The following is a 19,727-nucleotide window of genomic DNA, read 5'->3' on the forward strand; positions in this document are numbered from 1 at the left end:
CATGTCCTTGATCAACGCAGATTACGAGATCCGTCGGTTTGAGCCGGCAGCCCCAGGCGAGCCCGGATACCCCGAAGCGACAGCCTGGGACAGCGCAGTCTCGTTCGGGTTCCATGAGGAGCGCAGCAGCGACGAGCGGGTTCAGGAGTCCATCGCCAGGAGCCGTGTGGACGGCGCCGTCTACACGGGCGCCTACCAAACCGGCCAGCCGGCCCCGCATTCGCTGGGCAGCGACGTGCCGGTGGCCACGTTCGGCACCCAGCCGAGCACGCTCAACATCGGGTTCGGCAGGTTGCTGGATGCGCATCTGATCACCGGCGTGACAGTGCGCACCTCCCACCGTCGTCGCGGGCTGCTCCGCCGCATGATGACCGAAGACCTCACCCTGGCCAAGGGCAACGGCATCGCGATCGCCGCCCTCACCGCGTCTGAGGCGTCGATCTATGGCCGTTTCGGTTTCGGTGTGGCCACTTCGGAGCAGAGCATCACGGTGGATACCAGCGCCAAGTTCCGGCTCGACCACCTGCCAGTGGGCTCTGTGGAGGTCGCCGACCCCAAGGTCCTTCTCGAGCTGGCACCACAGGTCTTCGCCCGGCTGCACGGCGAACAACCGGGGTCCATCGGCCGTCAGGAGTTCTACCGCCAGCTGGCCGCCGGGGCGTCGAGCCGCGAGGGCGGCCCCGATGCCAAGGTGAAGGCGGCCCTGCACTACGCGCCCGACGGTTCGGTCGACGGCTATGTCTCGTACAGATTCGGCGGCTGGGACAAGACGCCCGCGACGATGGAGATTGTGGACCTGGTGGCCGCCACCCCGGCGGCCTACCTGGAGCTCTGGCAGTATCTGGCGGCCATCGATCTGGTGGAGCGCGTCACCTGGAACGAGGCGCCGGCGGACAACCCGCTCACTTGGGCCTTGACTGATCCGCGATGTGTGTCCGCGACGAACCCGCGGGACCTGCTCTGGTTGCGCATCCTCGATGTGCGCCAGGCACTCGAAGCGCGCCAATTCGCCACCGACGGCGCCGTGGTGCTGGGAGTCACCGACGGGCTGAGTCTCACGGCGGGCACCTTCTCACTGAAGGTGCAGGGCGGCACGGCGCAGGTCACCGAATCAGCCTCGGCGCCCGACCTGGACCTGGACATCGCCGCGCTCTCCTCGATCTACCTGGGCGCGGTGAACCCCGTGTCGCTGGCGGCGGCGAACAAGGTGCGCGAAAACACGTCGGGTGCAGCGTTCCTGGCCGCCAGGCTCTTCGCCGTCGAGCGGCCCGCCCACTGCCTGACGCACTTCTAGCGGGTCACGCCTGCCGGTCAAGCAGCACGTAGGTATAGGCCGCGATGGTCGCCGCATCCACGATGTCGCCCGCGCGGATCATGCGCCGGAAGTCGTCTTCGCTGAACCAGCGGTGCACCATGTCCTGCTCGGTGATCTCCCGCTCCGGCGGGCCGGGCGTCAGCTCGGTGGCCAGATATAGGTCGCAGCCCTGGCTGCTGTGCCCGTAGGCGCTGTAGAAGTGCGCCAGGTGTCGCACCTCGCCGGCGCGCATCCCGGTCTCCTCCTGAAGCTCGGCGCGGGCCAGGTCCTCCTGGCTGCCGTCGTTCTCACCCGGCCAGGAGCCTTGCGGGAACTCCCAGGCCCGCCGCCCGACGGTGTACCGGAACTGCTCGACCAGCCAGAACCCGCCGTCGACATACGGCACCACGATGGCAAAATCGGGCTTGTCGATGACGCCATAAATGCCCTGCGACCCGTCCGGGCGGCGCACGATGTCTTCGCGCACGGTCATCCAGGCGTTGCGGTACACCTCACGGGTTGAAACGGCTTCAGTCATGGGGCCATTCTCTCGGGTTCCCCGCACGACCCACAACGAGGCAGAGGAGGCGCCCCGACGTATCGGGGCACCTCCTCGACGATCTGGCCGCGGGGCGACCGGTGCGGCTCAGGCCCGCTGACGGCGGCGGATGAGCAGAGCGCCGGCTCCGGCGGCCAGTAGAGCGAGCGCGCCGCCTACCATTGCGGCCAGCGAGCTGACCCCCGTGTCGGCCAGGGCCGCGGCCGCGCTCTTGGCCGTCACCACGGTGAAGACGATCTCGGCGGCCTCTCCGTTCGCGGCCGTCACGATAATGCGGTGCGCGCCCGCTTCGGTGTTGGCCGGGATGGTGACGGTTCTACTGAAGGCGCCCGCAGCATCCGCAGTGACGGCACCGAGGCGCACCGGCGCCGAGTGCAGCACGACGTTGAGCTCGGCGTTCGCGGCGAAGTCGCGACCGGAGACGCCAACGGTGCTGCCCGCGGCCACCCGCAGGTCGGCGTCTGCGAGGGCGACGGATGGCTTGCGTGTGGTGGTGCCGGTCGGAGCCGGGGTCGGTGTCGCCGTCGCCGTCGCCGTCGGAACCGGGGTGGCGGTGGGCGTCGGTGTTGGCGTGACGAGGCCGAAGACCTCGGTCGCAGTTCCGAGGTTGAGGAAGACCGTTTCGCCGGTGGCGTCCTTGAGGCCGTCGTTGTCGGTGACCGCGTATACGTTGCCGTCGGCGCCGATGGTGAGGCCCTCGAGCTTCTCCTGGGTCCAGCCGTTGGTGGCCGCAAGGTCAGGCAGCACGTCGTGGGCGAGCGTTTTGGGCAGAACAGGCAGCGTACCTGCGGCCGGGTCTGCCTCTGGAACGGTCACGGTGTAGATGCGCTTCACCGCGGCGGCAGGGCCGTTGAGCTTGTCTCGCTCGATGACGGCAAGGGTGCTCTCGTCGACCGCGACGATCTCGGACAGGCCCATCCAGTCGCCGCCGCCGGCGGCTGCCTCCAGCTGGTAGCCGAACCAGGTCCAGCTCTGCTCGGTTACGTCGTAACGACCGATCCGGGTGACGCCCTCGCCGTCCACGGTCGTGGTGGGCTCGGCCGGGTCTGCCCAGAGCGGACGCTGCACGGCAACGTAGAGCTGTTCGTTTCCGGCCGCGTCGGTGGTCGCGGTCACGCCCTCGAAGCCCCATTTGGAGATGTGGTCGGAGATCTCCGTGGGCAGCGACACCTTCTCCTGCACCCCACCCGCGGCATCCGTTCGGTACAGCGCATTGCCATCGCCGGTGGCACCCTCGGCGGCGAGCCAGAAACCACCCTGTTCACGCGCGTGCAGGCCCTCGATGTCGAGCACGGCCGGCTTGCCGTTCTCGGTGACCACCAGGCTGTCGTCGATGCGCGCGGGCGCGGTGGTCACGTCGATCGTGAAGATCGTGCTCGGCGAGACGGCGGAGTCACTCGCCGTGTAGATGTGGGCGGTGTCGCCGGGCTTGGCGCTGAGCGCGCCGAGCGCCTGCCAGCCGATCGGCAGGCCGTCGACGTCGTCGGAGACGATGCTCGGCTGGCCCGCCGAAGCGTTACCGAGCGTGCCATCCCCGAGCTGGTACAGGGCCACCGAGGCGCGCACGCCGACGCTGGCGTCGTCGGTCTCGCTCGAGGCGACGAGCAGGTTGCGGCTGGGCACGGCCAGCAGGCCCTCTGGCCCGTTGGTGGCGAACACCATCTGCTGATAGACCGGCTTCACAGGGTCGGAGAGGTCGTAGACAGCCACGAAGTTGCTGCGCTCGGAGGCGACGAAGCCGTACCTGGTGCCGTCGATGGTGGAGACCATCAGTCCCTCGGGCTCGCTGCCCTTTTTGTCGGCGCGGCTGTCGGCGTACACGCCATTGGCCACAGCGAGGTGCTCGAAGGAGTTTCCGGCGTCCCAGGAGACGTCGCCCGTGCTGGCGTCGAAGATCGTCCAGCCGCGAGTGCCGCCCTTCCAATCACCCTCGTTGGCGGTGGCCAGGTGGGTGTCGTCGACCCAGGCGATCGAGTCGGGCTCGCGCGGGACATTCGTGATCTGACCGGTGAGGTTGATCACCTTGTCTTTTTTCGTGTCGATGCCGGTGACCGTGGCGGTGCCGGCGCTGAAGACCTTGGTGATCGCCCTGGTCGGCAGGTCGATGAGCGCGATGCCGTTGTTCTCCTGCAGGGTGACCGCCAGCTGGTTGGCGCTGTTGATGGTCACATATTCGGGCTCGGGGTCGGTGGGCGAGTCCAGGCCCGCGGCCACGAACGAGGGCAGGGCGGCGCCGTCGGCGGCAACCAACGGCACCGGGGTGGTCACCCAGCTGGTGGGGTCGGCGTTCAGGTCGATCACCTGAACGAACCCCGCGGGCAGCTGGGGCAGGTCGCCCTTTTTACCGGCTGTGGGAGTGAAATCCTCGTCGCGCTGGTTCTCGATCGCGATGGCCGCGTATTTTTTGTCGGCGCCGATGGCGATGGAGTCGGGCTGGCCGCCCAGGTCGATGCTGGTGACCAGGCTGCGGTCGCTGATGCGGATCACGTCGAGCCGGCCGGAGGGCGAGACGAAGTCTCCGCCGCTCTCGTCGACGACTACGAGCACGTAGTCGCCGTACACGGCAACGGAGGTGGGCTGGTCATCAGCGTGGCCGAGGTCGGCCAGGGAGATGCTGCCGGCGCCGACGGGGTTGTTCACGTCGGTGATGTCGAGGAAGCCGATGCGCTTGCCCGGGGCATCCGTGTAGATCACGGTCTTGCCGTCATCGGTGACGCCGGAGATCTCCGCGGCGGTGGTGTCGGCCGCGTCGGCTCCCGCGGGTGCGTTGAGGTAGACCGGGTAGGTGGCGGTGCGGTGAAACGCCGAGGAAGTCGGGGCCGGCGTCGCGGCGAGCGCCGGGGCGACGACCACGCAGCTGGCCATCAGTGTGGCCCCCACGATCAGGGTGGCGCGGCGGGCGGTTTTCGAGAGTGGCATGGCTTCCCCTGGATCACGAACGTGGTCTGTACGTCTTCACATGTACCCACCGAGCGTGACGGCGGCGGGCGACCTGGGGATGACCCGCGGGAGTCTCGCAGGCGACGGCACGGTGTACGTCAGGCAAACCGGTCGCGGCGCGGCGGTGCGGGTGCGAGCAAGCGGATGAGGACCCGGGCAGCCGCGCCCGGGTCCGCATCCAGCCCGAGGGGGGGGCTACCAGGCGACGGGTCCCTGAACGTCGGTGAACGTGCCGGTGGGGCCATCCGCATCGATCGTGGCCATGCGCACGGCCGATCGTGCGCCCTCGGCCGGGGTGAGTACGCCGCGGTGGTTGTTCAGGTCGGTCGCGACGAAGCCGGGGCAGACGGCGTTGACCAGGATGCGCTCGGCGACGAGGGCCCGGGCATACATCATGGTTACGGCGGTCAGTGCGGTCTTCGAGGGTACGTAGCCGAGGGCGATCGGGTCGGTGTTCGCGAAGTCGGAGATCGCCGCCAGTGAGCCCGCGCTGCTGGATACGTTTACGATTCGCGGGGCCGCCGACCGGCGCAACATCGGCAGGAACGCGCTGGTGACGGTGATTACCCCGAACACGTTCGTCTCGAAGACGTAGCGCACGTGGTCGACATCGGCGGTTTGGGGCATCTGGCCAGCGAAATCAGCGCCGGGCCGGTGGCTGATGCCGGCGTTGTTGATCAGGGCGTCGAGGCGCCCGAACCTGGTCTGGATGGTCTCGGCTGCCGCCTGCACCGATGTCGGGTCGGTGACGTCGAGGGCAACCGCGGTGACATCGCCGCCGGTTGCACGCAGCTGGGCAGCGGTCGCTTCGCCTCGCTCGAGGCTCCGGGCGCCGATGACCACGGTGTGGCCGAGGTGGGCGAGCTGGGCGGCGATTTCGCGCCCGATTCCTTTGTTGCCGCCGGTGACGAGGGTGATCATGGGGTTGGTCCTGGGGGTGGTCATAGGTGCTCCTTCAGTGCCGAAACGATTTGTGCGGCACAGCTCAGCCTGACGACCGTGGCCGGGATTCGGAATAACGCAATGTCCGTTTTAATTGCCCTATAGTTCGGATATGGCGACCGACCGGCTCTCAGACATCCTCGATCTCATCGAGGTGAGAAGTGTGGTGTCGGGTGGCTCGGCCGTGCGCGGTCGCTGGCAGACCCGCAACAACATCGACGACGACCTCAAGTTCATCGCGGTGGTGCGGGGCCAGGCCCGGTTGACGACCAACGGCCTGCTCGAGCCGCTCGAACTGAACGCGGGCGATGTCGTGATCCTGAACGGGCGATCGTGGCTGGCGCTCGAGGGCGGGGTCGGCGACGGCGAACCCATCCAGGTGCGACCGCCGTCGGCGGGCTCCGTGATGTCTGCCGAAGACGCGAATGCGGATGGTGCGGACGTGCTCATCGGCGGGCGGGTGGATTTGAACCCCACCGGCCGGGAGTTGCTCCTGCGCACGTTGCCGCCGGTTGTGCACATCGGTCTGGCGAGCCCGGTCGGCGCTGCGCTGCGCGGCCACATCCAACGATTGTTCGAAGAGATCGTGGCCGACCGCGTCGGGTCTGACTTCGCAATCCGCCAATACGGCCAACTGCTCGTGCTCGATGTCATCCGTGGATACCTGCACGACCCCGATATGCCGGCCGGCTGGTTGAAGGTGCTCACCGACGAACGTCTGCGGCCGGCTCTCGCGCTCATTCACGAGCAACCCGCCAAGGGCTGGAGCCTGGAGGACCTGGCCCGGGCCGCCTCCATGTCTCGCACCACTTTCGCAGGGCGGTTCCGCGACGCTGCGGGCACGCCACCCCTGTCGTACCTGATCAACTGGCGGATGCTGCTCGCTCAGCGTGAACTCCGCACCTCGGACACGCAGATTCGGGCGCTCGCTCTTCAGCTCGGCTATTCATCCGAAAGCGCGTTCAGCACCGCCTTCAAGCGTCGGGTCGGTGAATCCCCGTTGAGTTATCGTTCTCGCGCCCGCATCGAGCACGGCTCCGTGGCAACGTAGTGGGCGTCAGGTTCGGGTCTAGGCGCACTCGCCACCAGGTCCGGGCCGATCTCCTCCGAGGCCGCGCGGGAGGTCACGGCATCCGCCGGTTCAAGCCGGCAGCCCCCGGCGAGCTCGGTTATCCGGAAGCAGCAGCCTGGGACAGGCCAAACCGGCCAGCCGGCCACAGGGCAAGGGCATCACGATCGCCACCCTCACAGTGTCGGAGGCGTCGATCTACGGTCGATTCGGTTCCAGCACTTAGGTATACGCAGAGGGTCACGCCTTCAGTCATGGCGCCGGCTCGCGCTCGGTGATCGCACGTCGCTCACATCCGCAGCACACGCGGAGGCGCCCCCGCAGCCAGTTGGGGAGCTGGCTGCGGGGGCGCTTCTGTGTCGTCAGATTAGGTGTGCTTGCGACGCACCATGAACATGGCGGCGGCACCGACAAGTATGGTCAACAGGCTGAAGAGTGCAGCCCCGCGCAGAAGGTCTGAGTCCACCCCGGTGTGCGCGAGTGCACCCACCGACTTCAGGGTCACTCTCACGTCGTCACGGTCGGTGATCTCCGGCCCCGTGGGAGGCGTCGCGGTGACGCTCGCCTTGTTGCTCACGAAGCCCGCCGACTTGTCCGCATCCGTAACGGCGTAGGTAGCGGTCGCCGTCACGGACGCACCCGGAGCAAGCTCACCCTGGGCGTTCGGCCACGCACCGTATGTGATCGCCGACAGGCCGCGCAGTTCATCAGCGATCGAGACGGATGTCAGCGACACGTTGCCCGTATTCGTCACGACGAAGGTGAAGGTGATCGTGTCACCGTGAACCACACCGGTCTTCACCAACGAGATCGCCGGGCCGTCGACGAGCGGCAGCTCGAACGTGTCCTTGTCGGAGACCACCGGCCCATGCGGCGGCGTTCCCGTCACAGTGGCCGTGTTGGACACGAGGCCGGCGTCAAGGTCTGCCTGCGTCAGGGTGTAGCTGGCCGTGGCCGTCACCGACTGCCCTGGTGCAAGCACACCGGCGCCAGCCGGCCAGGCGCCGTACGACACATCCGACAGCCCGTCGAGGGCGTCCTCGATGGATACCGAGGTCAGGGTGACGGTGCCCGAGTTCGTCGCGACGAACGTGTAGGCAATCGTGTTTCCACTCAGCACACCAGTCTTGACCAGAGACACCGACGGAGTCCCGCCGAGGGGCTGGTCGAACTCGTCCTCGTCGGTGACGATGCCGCCACCGGGCGGGGTTCCCGTGGTCGTCGCCGTGTTGTGCACGGTGCCGGCATCACGATCCGCCTGAGTCACCGCATACGTCGCCGTTGCGGTAACCGACTGGCCCGGGGCGAGTACGCCCGTCACGGCCGGCCACTCACCGTACTGAAGCTCCGACAGGCCCTTGAGCTCGTCAGCGATCGACACCGCCGTCAGCGTCACGTCGCCCGTGTTCGTCGCAGTGAACGAGTAGGCGATCGTGTTTCCATCCAGCACACCGGTCTTCACCAGATTCAGCGCAGGTGTGCCGTCCAGGGGCTGGTCGAAGTCGTCCTCATCAGAAACCGGCGGGCCGCTCGGCGGTGTTCCCGTCGTCGTCGCGGTGTTGTCCACGGTGCCCGCATCACGGTCGGCTTGGGTCACCAGGTATGAAGCAGTTGCGGTCACCGACTGGCCCGGGGCAAGAACGCCCTTCGCGGCCGGCCACGTGCCATACGAGATCTCCGAGAGTCCCTCGAGCTCATCAGCAATTGTCACCGAGGACAGCGTCACGCTGCCGGTGTTCGTCGCAGTGAACGAGTAGGCGATCGTGTCGCCAGCGAGCACACCGGTCTTCACCAGATTCAGCGCAGGTGTGCCGTCCAGAGGCTGGTCGAAGTCGTCCTCATCAGAAACCGGCGGACCGCTCGGCGGTGTTCCCGTCGTCGTCGCGGTGTTGGCCACGGTGCCCGCATCACGGTCAGCCTGGGTGATCGCATACGAAGCAGTTGCGGTCACCGACTGGCCCGGGGCAAGAACGCCCTTCGCGGCCGGCCACGTGCCATACGAGATCTCCGAGAGTCCCTCGAGCTCATCAGCAATTGTCACCGCCGACAACGTCACATTGCCGGTATTCGTCGCAGTGAACGAGTAGGCGATCGTGTCGCCAGCGAGCACACCGGTCTTCTCCAGGGAGATTCCCGGAGTGAGTTCAGGCAAAGTGACGAGGGCCGGAGCCTCATCGGTCACGGCCGTTCCGGCCGGTGGGATGCCCGAGGTCGTCGCAGTATTCGACACTTCTCCGGCCGTGACATCGGCTTCTGTAAGGGTGTAACTCGCGGTCGCGGTCACCGATTGTGTCGGTTCAAGAACGCCCGGAGCGCCGGGCCAGATACCGAACTCGATGGAAGACAGGCCCGGCTTCGGGTCGGCGAGCGTGACGTCGGTGAGGGCAACGGTCCCCGTATTGGTGACGGTGAACTCATAGTCCACGACGTCGCCGGCCGTTCCGGTCGCGCCGTCCGCGAGGGTTCCGGTCTTCTCCAGATCGATCGACGCACAGTTCGTGTTCACGATGCCGATGAGAGTGCTCGCCAGCGCAGCGAATCCGGCAAGGTGGTAGTCGTCGCCCTCGGCCGGTCCGGAGATCTGAGTAATGTGCTCACGGAACATCGCCAGCTGACCGCCCGCGATGTTGTCGTTCACACCGATTGGAACGATCCGGGTGCCCTCGCCCTTGACCACGTTTGCGCTGCTGACAGCAGCGTCGATGGTCGCCTGATTGGTGCTGTTTCCCGGGCCCTGGACGGGGTCGGCATACTGGGTGGGATTGCCGTCGGTGAGGAAGAAGAGCGCGTCGTAGTTCTCGGTCGACCCGGCAATGGCTGCGAGACCGCGGTCCCAGTTCGTGCCGCCCTGGGCGGGAACCGGACGCTGCAGGCCGTTGACGTACGACACGATCGCGTCGACGCCGGCGGCGTCGGCCACCGACGTCAGCGGCAGCGGCGCGTTGGCTCCACCGTTGGTGGCCGGCGCGTTCGACGCGAAGTTGCTGACCGCAAAGCGAACCGGGTAGCCCTCGAGCGCGTTCGCGAGCTCGGCGAGCTCTTCTCGTGCCTGCTGAAGCTGCGGGTCGGTTACCGAGTTGGACAGGTCCAGGCTGATGGCGAAATCCACTTCGCACTGTGCCGCCATGGCCGGGTTCGGGGCCGCAGGCACTGCGGACTGTACTGCGAATGCTGCCGAGGCACCGCTGATCGCCAGCACCGAGGCGAGGGTTGCCGCCACCGCCCCGCGCGCGACATGTCGCGTATTTCTGTGTCGTGCGGATGAATCAGGACGTAGTCGTCTCACGTGATCGGGTCTCCATGGTCGATCGGATGGCACAGCACATACGGAGAACGGCCATGCCCGGCAGCTGGGTTACTGCCGCCCAATGCTCGCCTCTCCCACGCCCGCACCAGCTCGGATTCTGCGAATTTCACCCGCCACTTCACCCTTTTCCCGGTGGGCGATCTGTGGCGCGCGTCGCGGCCGGACACCCTCCCCTTGGGGGACAGGAATCTGCAATCTGGCTGATGAGGCGGCAATTATCGCATCCCAGGCCAGAACAGGTGCCGACAGGCGGCAAAGCGGCCATTGCGAACCGGGCGGGGTGGCCTTCATCGACTCGTCGCCCCAGCGGCTGAGCTCGGAATCATGGCGCTGTCGATGCCCAAAACCGAGAGATTCGGCTTGGCTGCGCTTGCCTTCTTCGGCGCGGTTGACGGTTTGTGGTCAGGCGAGCAGGTGAGGTGCCGACGTAGCGACTCGAATGGCACCGTCTCGGTCGTTCACTTCGAGTTTTCGATAGATCGACTTCAATTGGGACTTGATCGTGTTGGGTGACAGGTGCTCCGCGGCAGCGATCGCCGCGACGCTTCGCCGTTGCACAAGGTGGCGGAACACGACTCGTTCGCGTTCGCTGAGTTGCACGGTCGGGGGTGCGGTTACCGCGCTTGTACGAGCGTGGAGTTCGCGGAGCATGCGCGGTTCGAGCGCCGCCCGGTGATTGGAAAGCAGTGTCGCTTGTTCGGAAGCGGTCAGGCGCAGCAGCACGATGCCGAGTTTCTCAGAGGCCACGAGGTCGATTGCCGCCGCGAAGTGCCCCCGTGCCTGCTCGATCTGGCCGAGCTCGAGCTTCGCCGCGGCGACGAGCACCAACAGTTCGACGGTGACGCGAGGACTGATCAGAGTCTGGGACAGTCCCGGCGTTGCGAGCACGAGAGCCCCCCGGGCGTCTCCCCGCCGGAGAGCAGCCCACGCACGAACGAGGCGCACCGGATCGACCGCGGCGGGAAGGGTGACACCGTCGAGTTGCGCGATCGTCTGAGTCGCCGAGCCGACATCGCCAAGCGCCAATTGCAACTCAGCGACCGCCATCGTGGACAGCCACCCGTTCAGGCCGCTCGAACGCAGGCGCTCTGGCTGAGTTGACAGTGTCGCGCCGACGCGGGCGAGCTGCTGCTGAGTTTGACCGGAGGCTCTGGCCAATGCGGATTCGACAAAGAGCCTGAACGCCCAAGACTCCCGGTCGATGTCGGCCGATGGCGCGGCATCCAGTGCCTCTTGCGCATCTTCGAAACGCAGATCATTTACGGCCAGAAGGGCGCGCGCGAGTGCGCCCGCCGTCAATACAGTGTCAACGGCCGTCGCTTCCGCTGGACCATCTTGAGTCTCACGCCCGGCTCCCGGCTGGCGGCTCAACCACTGTTCAGCGACACCTCGGTTGCCGGAGAGCGCGTAGTTGAGCGCCAACGAACCCGCCGCCTCCGTGACGATCCGTTCGTTGTCGAAGGTCAACGCTTCATCGAAGGTGCGTTCGTAGGCACGGTTCGCATCGATCAGCTCGCCTCCCAGTTCGAGAGTGATCGCCCATTGCAGCCGAATGTCAGGGAGCACCGGTCGGATGGATGCGATCGCTTCGTCGGAGACGTCGGCGATCATCCCGTGCGCCTCGCGCACCAAAGCCACCGCTTCGGCCATGTTGCCCTGGAACCGTGCGGACACGCTCCGGCTCGTGAGGTCGACGAGGATATCGAGCAGGCCACGGGGAACGGGTGCTACCCGATGCTGGAACCGAAGCGGGCGGCGATCGCCGCTCACCGGCAGGTAATTCACGTAGGTCTTCGCCGCAACGAGCCGCGGGTTATCGGCAAGAACCTCGGCCGGGAGCGCATTAATCACTTCCAAGAGGAGGGCCTGATTCGTCTGTGTGAGAGCTACCCAGTTTGTCTCGACTGAGTCGATCGCGGCGGACCACGCCTGCTCGCTCAGCGCAGCACGCAGCTCTTCTTCAAACGACGAATCCCCCATAGCGAATCATTGTACGAGGGTTTTTCCTTCGCCTGGGCCCCCAGAAGCCGGGGGCTGCGGCGTCCCCATCCTCCCGGCGTGCGGTGCGAGAACACACCAAATATCGCGTTGGCGACGCGTCCACCAAAGCACCGCAGATCGTCACGACGGCCCGGCCGCGACCTGCCCGAGTTTCTCACCGCCGCCGGCATGACCCCGGGCGCCCCGATCCGCACGCCGTCCGACGTGTACCGGGTGGGCGCTGATCGCCGAGGTCCTGCAGCCGATGGAGCGCGACACCACCACCGCCAGCCTGCTCGCCGCCGCCGGCGCCGCCTGGCACCTGATGGCCCTGCTCGCCTCCGACCGCTCCACCGGCGACGGCCACGTGAGCGTCGCCGAGCTGGCCGCCATGTCACGCCTGAGCAGCTCCCACTTCGCCGCCCTCTTCAAGAGCCGCATCGGCTACCCCGCCCTGCAAAACCAAACCCAGCTACGGATGGCCCGGGTCCGCGAACTCCTGGACACCACCGACCAATCCATCGCCGCGGTCGCCGCCTCCTCCGGCTACCCCGACTCTTTCTACTTTGCTCGCCAGTTCAAGAAGGTGCACGGGGTGACGCCATTCGGGTACCGGGGGCAGCGGAAGGGTTAGCGGATTGAGCCTGCCCGATCAGTACGTCTGCCGCGGGCGGGCCCGTCAATACAAACGAGCGACTCGCCTCAGCGCGCGCGGCAGTTGTCATGGGCCGAGGGCAGCAGCAGCCTGAAGGGGCTCAGCCGCACTGCGCGGCTCCAAGTTCATCCTGAGACCAGAGTCTTGCCTCTAGGAGCCCGCGGACCGCCTTAACGACGGCGTGTGCAAGTGTTTGCTACATTGCTCGATTTCGGGTGATTCTCGGTTCCCGGCTACCGTGTTAGCCCACCTCCAGAGCGAGTGGCTGCACGCTGAAGGCGAGGCGGAGTTCCAAACCGATCGAAACGATCAGGTCAGGTCGACCTCCGACCTGCCGTACGCCCCCCCTTACTCCTCCAAAAAGATCAGTGCGAGGCCGATCTACCCTGCTGGCAAGCACACGCGCGTCGGAGGCAACGACACCCGCCGATAGCCGCTAAGTTCGTCATGCCGTAGAGAAAGGGCCGACGTGACGCTGCTTGCTGTCCTTGACGTTGAAGCAGCAGCCGCGCGCTCAGCTTTTTCCGTCACGGAATTTCATGTTAATTTGTGGAGCCTTGCCGCATTCGGCGGTCGCCGCCGCAGCTTCTTACTCGACGTTGGCGTGCGCATCAAGGCCGACGCTGTGCCCGTCTCACACGTCACACTCGCGATTCCGTTTGGCACCGTTGAGTTCGAATGTCTGCACCCTAAGCTCATCAACCCGCAAACAGCAGGTCTGATCTTTAACACCGAAGTATCGGTGCAGCAGTCAGTGATAACCCTCGACAACACTCCGTTGAACGTTCACAAGGTCTCGTCCGTAGGTTCGTCCAAGTCGGGTGCATACTCAGACAACTATTTCTCTCTGTGGGATATGGAGTTATCCAGTCCTATCGAGGCACATGCGACTGGCTATTTTCGCGTTCGCTTCCCCGTCACCGGAGCAGGAAAGACATGGCAGTGGCAGCGTCAGCGCCTGTTTCGGTCTGGTGCAACTGTTGACCTTCGAGTGTCAGACGGGCGGAGTGCGGCGCTAATTCGCGATGGCAGCAGGCTACTTGAACGCGTTAGACCGATTTCCAGGGCGGCCGTATTCGTGATGGTGCCCGCCTGGATGCACAACAGGTCAGTCAGCCCAGCGCCACACTATATCCGACTACTTGAGGGCAACCTTTGGAAGCAGTATCTCGATCGGAATCCGGAGTTGCGAACGCGTTCACGCCTCATCGTCTATTACTGGAAGAACAATGGGAAACAGTTAGCCGGAGGAGAACACGAGGCCATCGGACCAGACAATCCGTTTCAAGTCTTCAGCGACTTCGGAATCGACAGTCATCCATCTAGGATTACCACCATTCTCGCCTCGGCCGCAGCAAGCGTTATCGGGCTTGGCGCGGTCTATTCGCTACCGACTCAGGAATGGGTGTCCGTGTTAGGCGGTTGGATCGCTGAATCATTCAACACTTATTTCACCGGGTGGTCGGCGGCGAACCCAATCAACTTCGTGGTCCTAGCCGGTGCAGGCTTCATCGCGTTTGTTCAAACAGCGCGATCGTCACGGCTCTTTGCAATTCAACTTCGCGCACGGTTTCTGAAGGCCGAAGCAAAGATGTTCCGCATGTTTAGCGCTTCCTAAATCGACCGACCATCAGCATTAGTCGCAAAAACTGTTTCGTGCCGACCCAAGCCGTAGCGGTTGAGCTGAGTTACTAGCGGCAAAAACCCCTTAGGTTCTACTGTTCTTCGTATTTCTTCACCGACGGTGTGGGCAGCCGTGATGTATGAAGACGCTGCGCCGCACTCTTTTGCGGTTTGCATCATGGTGTCAAGAAGCGCGCTGCCTCCACCACGGCCACGTGATTCCGGCCGCACGTAGAGCGTGCAGATTTTAAAGCGACGCCCAACTTTCAAAACGCCGATGGAAACGCCAGCTATCTCACCATGCTCTTCCAGGAGTGCGCACCAGGCGTCTCCCCGCTCGATAGCGTCGAGACGCTTCGCGAGCCAAGCGTCTCCGTCCGGGTAAAGGGCCGGTAGGAAATCCAGAAGCGCGGTAACGCCCCGACGCCAGTCAGCTGGGGCGTGCACGGCGGTCCCGGTTGCTGTCACCAAAGCCATTGTGTACCTCCCCAGGTGTGCGAGTCGCAAGTGTATCGCGCACCCGTGACATTTATCAGTCAATTACAGCGGACGCGCCAGATCCACGGGCACTACAACGGGCATTGTTGCTGACTGTTCTGTGTGATGCGACTGGGGCCAATTGGGGGTGTGTGATCCTCAGCCAATCGACCGCACCCGTTGACCTTGAGTGGTTGAATGATGAAACGCCTATAGTCGGGGGTTTCAATGGCGAACGTGGACGTATGGTCAGCGACGCGACCCAATAGCGCCGAGCTACTTACGGGTGTTTTCGCCCTCTACAAGAAGAGCAAAAAGACGTTGGGGTTTCTTCCGGACGCGGCCTTCACCGATCGTGCCAATGCAGGTTCGCTGGTCATTTCAGAGCGCGGTGGTCAAGTCGTCGGCTATTTGCTCTACGACCGCCCCCGATCTCATTTGAAACTCGTGCATGTCTGCGTCGACTCCACCGAACGCCATTCAGGAATCGCATCGGGAATGATCGGTCGGATGGTGCGAGACAACCCGCACAGCACCGGGTACGAGGCACATTGCCGGCGCAGCTATGCAATAAATGATTTCTGGCGTTCATTGGGCATGAGCCCCAGGGGAGAGCGCCCTGGCCGAGGCCTGCTGAAGGAGCCGCTGACCATATGGTGGCGGCCGATGGGGGGACCAGATCTCTTCGATCACCTCATTCTTGAATCGTCCCTACCACTTGCTGTTCTGGACACGAATGTTGTCATCGATCTGGTTGCGAGCGACAGCGTAGAGCGAGTCCACCGAATCTCTTCAGAGCAGCTCACCGGGGATTGGGTCGAATCGCACCTGACGATTGCGGTCTCCTCGGAACTCGATCATGAACTTGGTGACCTTGAAGATCAGGCAGAACGAATCCACCAATTTAAAGGTTCCCAGAACCTCACACGGCTGCCGACCAACCGACCGAAGGACACAACCCTCGAGGACGCGTTGAGGTCCAGAATCGGAGAGTCCGATTGGTCGAAGGACGCAAGCTTGAAACACGACGTGAACCATATCGCCGACGCGATTAGTGCTGGCGGACGCTATTTCGTAACCCATGACGAGGGCCTCATTCGCGTAACCCAAGACTGGATCACCGCCGAGTACGACATCCGAGTTTTAATGCCGCATGAATTGGTGGCCGAGATCGACAGCCCGAGTGTCGCCGCCACTTATCAGCCTCGCCACCTCGACCGGTTGTTCACCTGGTCCGAAGCTGCCTCCATACCGTTCACGGATCTTGAGGAGTCCTTCCTTAACTATCCGGTCCACGAGAAGAGAAACAAGTTTCAATCACGCCTCCGAAACGTTCTCGCCCAGCGTTCAAGCCACGCCACTCATGTACTGAAAGATGATGGGTCAACGCTTCTGGGGCTCGTCTCTTCGTACACGGCTGGCGACCAACTGCTGGTGCCACTACTGCGCATTCGGCGCGGCGCAATGGCTCAGACGCTCGCCTTTCAACTTGCTCGCCACCTGCGCCAATTGGCTCTAGCAGCTGGTGTTCAACAAGTACTGGTTTCAGACCCGTGCATGCACCCAATGACCAAGTCCGCGCTATCAGGCGACGGGTACGCCGCGTCGACCTTGGGGTATCTGGCAGAAGTCATCGGTGGCGATATCGACGTTTCGGATGCGACACAAGTTGCATCCCTCGCGGGGCGGATGGGCGTTGAGCCTCACGGACTCACGTCAAGGCTCACCCCGGACTTGATTGCCGAGATCGAGAGGCGGTATTGGCCAATCAAGATTTGGGATGACACAACCTGCGTGATGATTCCCATCCGCCCAGAGAATGCCATGAATCTATTCGGCTATCCCCAGAACCTCATCGACCAACGCCCGTCCCTCGGGCTCGCTCGGCAACACGTTTATTACCGTTCGATAAGGAACAATCCCTTGACGTCGGTGCCCGTACGAGTCCTGTGGTACTGCTCGCAGGATAAGCGAATGGGCGTTCACACAGTCTTCGCATACTCGCGAATTGTTGGGTCATATGTTCTTGCCGCGCAGGAGGCCCATGCGCGATTCAACCACATGGGCGTCTATAAGCTTGGAGATGTTCGAGCGGCCGCAGGCAGTGCGAATGAAGTGCATGTCCTCGAATTTGAGGACACCGAGCTTCTGGAACGGCCGGCTTCGCTGGACGAATTCCTCGCGGCTGGATCACCGCATGGCATCACAAGCATTTCTCCCTCTCCGCGCCGAATCCCTACCGCCCTCCTGCGCGAGATCTATCGAGCAACGAATGGAACTGTGTGACGGACGCCGTCCTGCTATCAATCCGCCCGCGCTTCGCAGACGCGATCCTCGAAGGTTCGAAGACTCATGAACTCAGGCGGCGATTTCCGACAATTGAGGCTGGCACACTCGTCTACCTGTACGCGAGCAGCCCGACCAAAGCGATTGTGGGATCATTCGTCTGTTCGGCTGTACGCTACGACGCTATTGCCGACATCTGGTCGTCGTTGAAAATGGGACTTGGTTTGGTCGAGAGCGAATTCTTCGCATACTTCGAGGGCAACACCAGTGGCTTCGCGGTGGAGGCCTCTCACCCAAGCCGCTTCACTACGCCCGTCAGCCTCAACTTGCTGCGATCGAAGATCGGTTTGGAACCCTCCCAAAGTTTCCGTTACCTGAGGCCGGATGTCGAAGAGCGAATTCTGCTGTTGAGCCAGGCGAACTAACTCGCATCGAAGCCGGGCGATTTGAGCATCATTAATCCCTGGGCGGCTACGCCGGTCGCGGTGACTCGTCAGGCATCAGTACTGAGTCGCCTCGATATAGCCGTCTCGATAAGACTGCGATTGGTCGGCGATGCCCCATCGACAAATATTCTTCGTCTGAATTCCAGCTCGCCCATCTCAATGGCGAGCTTTCCCAGAACCTGGTCGGCAAGACTTGACGACACACCACCGACTCCTGCAAAGTCAAAGACGATAAAACGGGCGCCTGCCTGCAAGTAGTTCAATAGTCGCGTGCGCACTTCAGCCCCCTTGGCGCGGGAACCCAGCGACTGTTCCAAATCTATGACCGCGACGCGATGGTGACCGTCGGGCGTCTCGATCGCTTCGAGAAAGTCGCCTCCCGCGTGAGGAGCGCCAGGGGCATCCTGGATTCGCACTGGCCGCGAACAATCAAGCTGCCAGTCGGCCGTCGTGGCTTGGTTCCACTCCAGGTCGAGCACAGGCCGGAATAGATCTGTTCCTGTCTCCGCACTGGGGTGAATACTCCACACGCCTCGACCGGAAATGATCCGCAGCTCACCGCCGTTGATCTCGGCCTTGCGCTTCACGCCGAACAGTCCGATCCCCTGGTTCAACGTCCCCTTACTGGTGACACCCTGCTGAACGGCAAGATCCATGGCACTGTGCGCCTGCGCGAACTTTGATCGATCGGTCTTGCCGTGATGGGACCCGTCCAGCAACGGCCGTTGGATCCCAATCCCAGTATCACCGACCGTTATCACGCACATGCGACTGGTTCGGTGGATTTGCATCATCACGAACCCGCTTGACGCTCGACTTTGCTGAAAGACATTGTCCATAACTTCGTACAGACACCAATTCAGCGCGTCGACACCCCAGCTTCGCAGCGCCCATATTGGTACGCGTTCCTTGAACGAATCACCCGGCCCGGATTCCGGCAGCGAATTAGTTCACAGGCGCTTGACATCCACAAAAACGTTTATGTAAGCTCTCACCCACATCAACAAAAACGTTTTTGGGAATGGGTTCAACGATGAGCAAGCGTGTGGGTATTCGAGAGGTCGCAGCCGCGGCCGGCGTCTCCGTGACGACCGTGTCGCACTCGCTCAGCGGCGGCGGACAGCTCAGCGACGCCACCCGCGAACGCGTCAAGTCGGTGGCCGAGGGCCTCAACTACGCACCCAACCGGCTCGCCAGCGGACTCCGCAGCAAGCGCTCGCAGATCATCGGCTTCGTCAGCGACGAGATCTCCACCACGCCATACGCCGGCAACGTTCTGCTCGGCGCTCAAGAGGCCGCCGCCGCCAACGACCAGGTGCTCATGGTGGTCAACTCCAACCGCAACTCCAAGGTCGAAGACCTCGGCATCGAAGCACTACTGCAGCACCGGGTCGACGGCATCATCTACGCCCGCATGTACCACCAGGCGGTAGAGCTGCCGGCGGCACTGAGCGGGATTCCCACCGTGCTCCTCGACGCATCCAGCGACCGCACCGACCTGTCCTCGGTGGTGCCCGACGAGGAGGGCGCCGCCCGCACGGCCATGGAGCACCTCATCGAAGCCGGGCACCGCCGCATCGGCTACCTGGGCAACGTCGACGACATCCCCGCCACCCGCGGCCGCCTGGCCGGGTACCGCGCCGCCCTGGCCGAACACGGCATCGCCTTCGACGAGACCCTCGTCACCGTGAGCGAGTCGATGACCGCACCGGGCCGCGACGCCGCCAGCCGGATGCTCACCCTGCCCGACCGCCCCACCGCGCTGTTCTGCTTCAACGACCGCATCGCCATGGGCGCGTACCAGGCGGCGCAACTGGCCGGCCTGGCGATCCCAAACGACCTGAGCATCGTGAGCATCGACAACTTCGAGGTCCTGGCCGACGCACTGTTGCCCGGACTGACCTCCATCGCGCTGCCGCACTACGAGATGGGCCGCTGGGCCATCGAGCGGCTCGCGGCCGAGATCGCCGGCGACGCCGAGTCGGCACCGCAGCAGATTCGCATGCACTGCCCACTGGTTCAGCGGCAGTCAGTCGGCCCGCCCCCGCGATAACGCGGCGACGAGCCGACCTCCTCTACTTCGCGACCGCTGGAACGGCCGCGACGATCGGCGCCTCCGCCGAAACACCCCCAACCCAACCGATAAGAA

Annotated in this window: 14 protein-coding genes; 7 read left to right on the top strand and 7 right to left on the bottom strand. The window is 64.1% G+C overall.

Features of this window, described 5'->3' with window-relative positions; genetic code table 11:
* The first annotated feature begins 1 nt into the window (after position 1).
* Complete coding sequence (locus tag E3T22_RS18405) at positions 2 to 1,294, top strand: GNAT family N-acetyltransferase (RefSeq protein ID WP_134480406.1); 1,293 nt, start codon at positions 2 to 4, stop codon at positions 1,292 to 1,294.
* A 4-nt stretch (positions 1,295 to 1,298) separates the two neighbouring features.
* Here the strand turns inward: E3T22_RS18405 and E3T22_RS18410 are convergent, their stop codons facing one another.
* From E3T22_RS18410 to E3T22_RS18420, 3 genes are all read right to left on the bottom strand, one after another.
* Positions 1,299 to 1,832 carry an NUDIX hydrolase gene (locus tag E3T22_RS18410; RefSeq protein WP_088457651.1) on the bottom strand — a complete coding sequence of 178 codons (534 nt, stop codon included), beginning with the start codon at positions 1,830 to 1,832 and terminating at the stop codon, positions 1,299 to 1,301.
* A gap of 108 nt (positions 1,833 to 1,940) precedes the next feature.
* Entirely contained in the window at positions 1,941 to 4,772 is a 2,832-nt protein-coding gene (locus E3T22_RS18415) for an esterase-like activity of phytase family protein (RefSeq protein ID WP_134480407.1), read from the bottom strand.
* 216 nt (positions 4,773 to 4,988) lie between these two features.
* Positions 4,989 to 5,738: an SDR family oxidoreductase gene (locus E3T22_RS18420; RefSeq protein ID WP_134407893.1), complete on the bottom strand. Its 750-nt coding sequence runs from the start codon at positions 5,736 to 5,738 to the stop codon at positions 4,989 to 4,991.
* Between the two features lie 109 nt (positions 5,739 to 5,847).
* On the opposite strand from E3T22_RS18420, the gene E3T22_RS18425 reads away from it, so the two are divergent.
* Complete coding sequence (locus tag E3T22_RS18425; RefSeq protein ID WP_134407892.1) at positions 5,848 to 6,786, top strand: AraC family transcriptional regulator; 939 nt, start codon at positions 5,848 to 5,850, stop codon at positions 6,784 to 6,786.
* A gap of 385 nt (positions 6,787 to 7,171) precedes the next feature.
* Here the strand turns inward: E3T22_RS18425 and E3T22_RS18430 are convergent, their stop codons facing one another.
* The gene (locus E3T22_RS18430; RefSeq protein WP_166789332.1) at positions 7,172 to 9,913 is read right to left on the bottom strand and encodes a DUF11 domain-containing protein; all 2,742 of its coding nucleotides are present in this window, start codon (positions 9,911 to 9,913) and stop codon (positions 7,172 to 7,174) included.
* Positions 9,914 to 10,513: 600 nt separating this feature from the next.
* Positions 10,514 to 12,091 carry a LuxR C-terminal-related transcriptional regulator gene (locus tag E3T22_RS18435; RefSeq protein ID WP_134480409.1) on the bottom strand — a complete coding sequence of 526 codons (1,578 nt, stop codon included), beginning with the start codon at positions 12,089 to 12,091 and terminating at the stop codon, positions 10,514 to 10,516.
* A gap of 265 nt (positions 12,092 to 12,356) precedes the next feature.
* Here E3T22_RS18435 and E3T22_RS18440 point away from each other — a divergent pair, with 265 nt between their 5' ends.
* Positions 12,357 to 12,725, top strand: a complete 369-nt coding sequence (locus E3T22_RS18440) for an AraC family transcriptional regulator (protein WP_134480410.1) — start codon at positions 12,357 to 12,359, stop codon at positions 12,723 to 12,725.
* Between the two features lie 490 nt (positions 12,726 to 13,215).
* Positions 13,216 to 14,364: a hypothetical protein gene (locus E3T22_RS18445; protein WP_134480411.1), complete on the top strand. Its 1,149-nt coding sequence runs from the start codon at positions 13,216 to 13,218 to the stop codon at positions 14,362 to 14,364.
* Here E3T22_RS18445 and E3T22_RS19700 read toward each other — a convergent pair.
* Positions 14,361 to 14,846 carry a GNAT family N-acetyltransferase gene (locus tag E3T22_RS19700; RefSeq protein ID WP_134480412.1) on the bottom strand — a complete coding sequence of 162 codons (486 nt, stop codon included), beginning with the start codon at positions 14,844 to 14,846 and terminating at the stop codon, positions 14,361 to 14,363. The two genes, E3T22_RS18445 and E3T22_RS19700, sit on opposite strands and share 4 nt — an antisense overlap.
* Before the next feature lie 228 nt (positions 14,847 to 15,074).
* Here E3T22_RS19700 and E3T22_RS18455 point away from each other — a divergent pair, with 228 nt between their 5' ends.
* Positions 15,075 to 17,132, top strand: a complete 2,058-nt coding sequence (locus E3T22_RS18455; protein WP_134480413.1) for a hypothetical protein — start codon at positions 15,075 to 15,077, stop codon at positions 17,130 to 17,132.
* The gene (locus tag E3T22_RS18460; RefSeq protein WP_134480414.1) at positions 17,129 to 17,557 is read left to right on the top strand and encodes an ASCH domain-containing protein; all 429 of its coding nucleotides are present in this window, start codon (positions 17,129 to 17,131) and stop codon (positions 17,555 to 17,557) included. Before E3T22_RS18455 ends, E3T22_RS18460 begins: the two co-directional genes overlap by 4 nt.
* A gap of 68 nt (positions 17,558 to 17,625) precedes the next feature.
* On the opposite strand, the gene E3T22_RS18465 is transcribed toward E3T22_RS18460, so the two are convergent.
* Positions 17,626 to 18,519, bottom strand: a complete 894-nt coding sequence (locus E3T22_RS18465; protein ID WP_370291428.1) for an ATP-binding protein — start codon at positions 18,517 to 18,519, stop codon at positions 17,626 to 17,628.
* Positions 18,520 to 18,611: 92 nt separating this feature from the next.
* On the opposite strand from E3T22_RS18465, the gene E3T22_RS18470 reads away from it, so the two are divergent.
* On the top strand, positions 18,612 to 19,631 hold the full coding sequence (locus E3T22_RS18470; RefSeq protein ID WP_134480416.1) for a LacI family DNA-binding transcriptional regulator: 1,020 nt from the start codon (positions 18,612 to 18,614) through the stop codon (positions 19,629 to 19,631).
* The last annotated feature ends 96 nt before the right edge of the window (positions 19,632 to 19,727 follow it).

The sequence above is a fragment of the Cryobacterium sp. TMB3-10 genome, from assembly GCF_004402305.1.
GTDB classification, from domain to species: Bacteria; Actinomycetota; Actinomycetes; order Actinomycetales; family Microbacteriaceae; genus Cryobacterium; species Cryobacterium zongtaii.

Bases quoted from the DNA above. Each gene is read 5' to 3' on its own strand.
- E3T22_RS18435 (WP_134480409.1), bottom strand. From the start codon at position 12,091: ATGGGGGATTCGTCGTTTGAAGAAGAGCTGCGTGCTGCGCTGAGCGAG.
- E3T22_RS18415 (WP_134480407.1), bottom strand. From the start codon at position 4,772: ATGCCACTCTCGAAAACCGCCCGCCGCGCCACCCTGATCGTGGGGGCC.
- E3T22_RS18420 (WP_134407893.1), bottom strand. From the start codon at position 5,738: ATGACCACCCCCAGGACCAACCCCATGATCACCCTCGTCACCGGCGGC.
- E3T22_RS18405 (WP_134480406.1), top strand. From the start codon at position 2: ATGTCCTTGATCAACGCAGATTACGAGATCCGTCGGTTTGAGCCGGCA.
- E3T22_RS18455 (WP_134480413.1), top strand. From the start codon at position 15,075: ATGGCGAACGTGGACGTATGGTCAGCGACGCGACCCAATAGCGCCGAG.
- E3T22_RS18410 (WP_088457651.1), bottom strand. From the start codon at position 1,832: ATGACTGAAGCCGTTTCAACCCGTGAGGTGTACCGCAACGCCTGGATG.
- E3T22_RS18425 (WP_134407892.1), top strand. From the start codon at position 5,848: ATGGCGACCGACCGGCTCTCAGACATCCTCGATCTCATCGAGGTGAGA.
- E3T22_RS19700 (WP_134480412.1), bottom strand. From the start codon at position 14,846: ATGGCTTTGGTGACAGCAACCGGGACCGCCGTGCACGCCCCAGCTGAC.
- E3T22_RS18440 (WP_134480410.1), top strand. From the start codon at position 12,357: ATGGAGCGCGACACCACCACCGCCAGCCTGCTCGCCGCCGCCGGCGCC.
- E3T22_RS18470 (WP_134480416.1), top strand. From the start codon at position 18,612: ATGAGCAAGCGTGTGGGTATTCGAGAGGTCGCAGCCGCGGCCGGCGTC.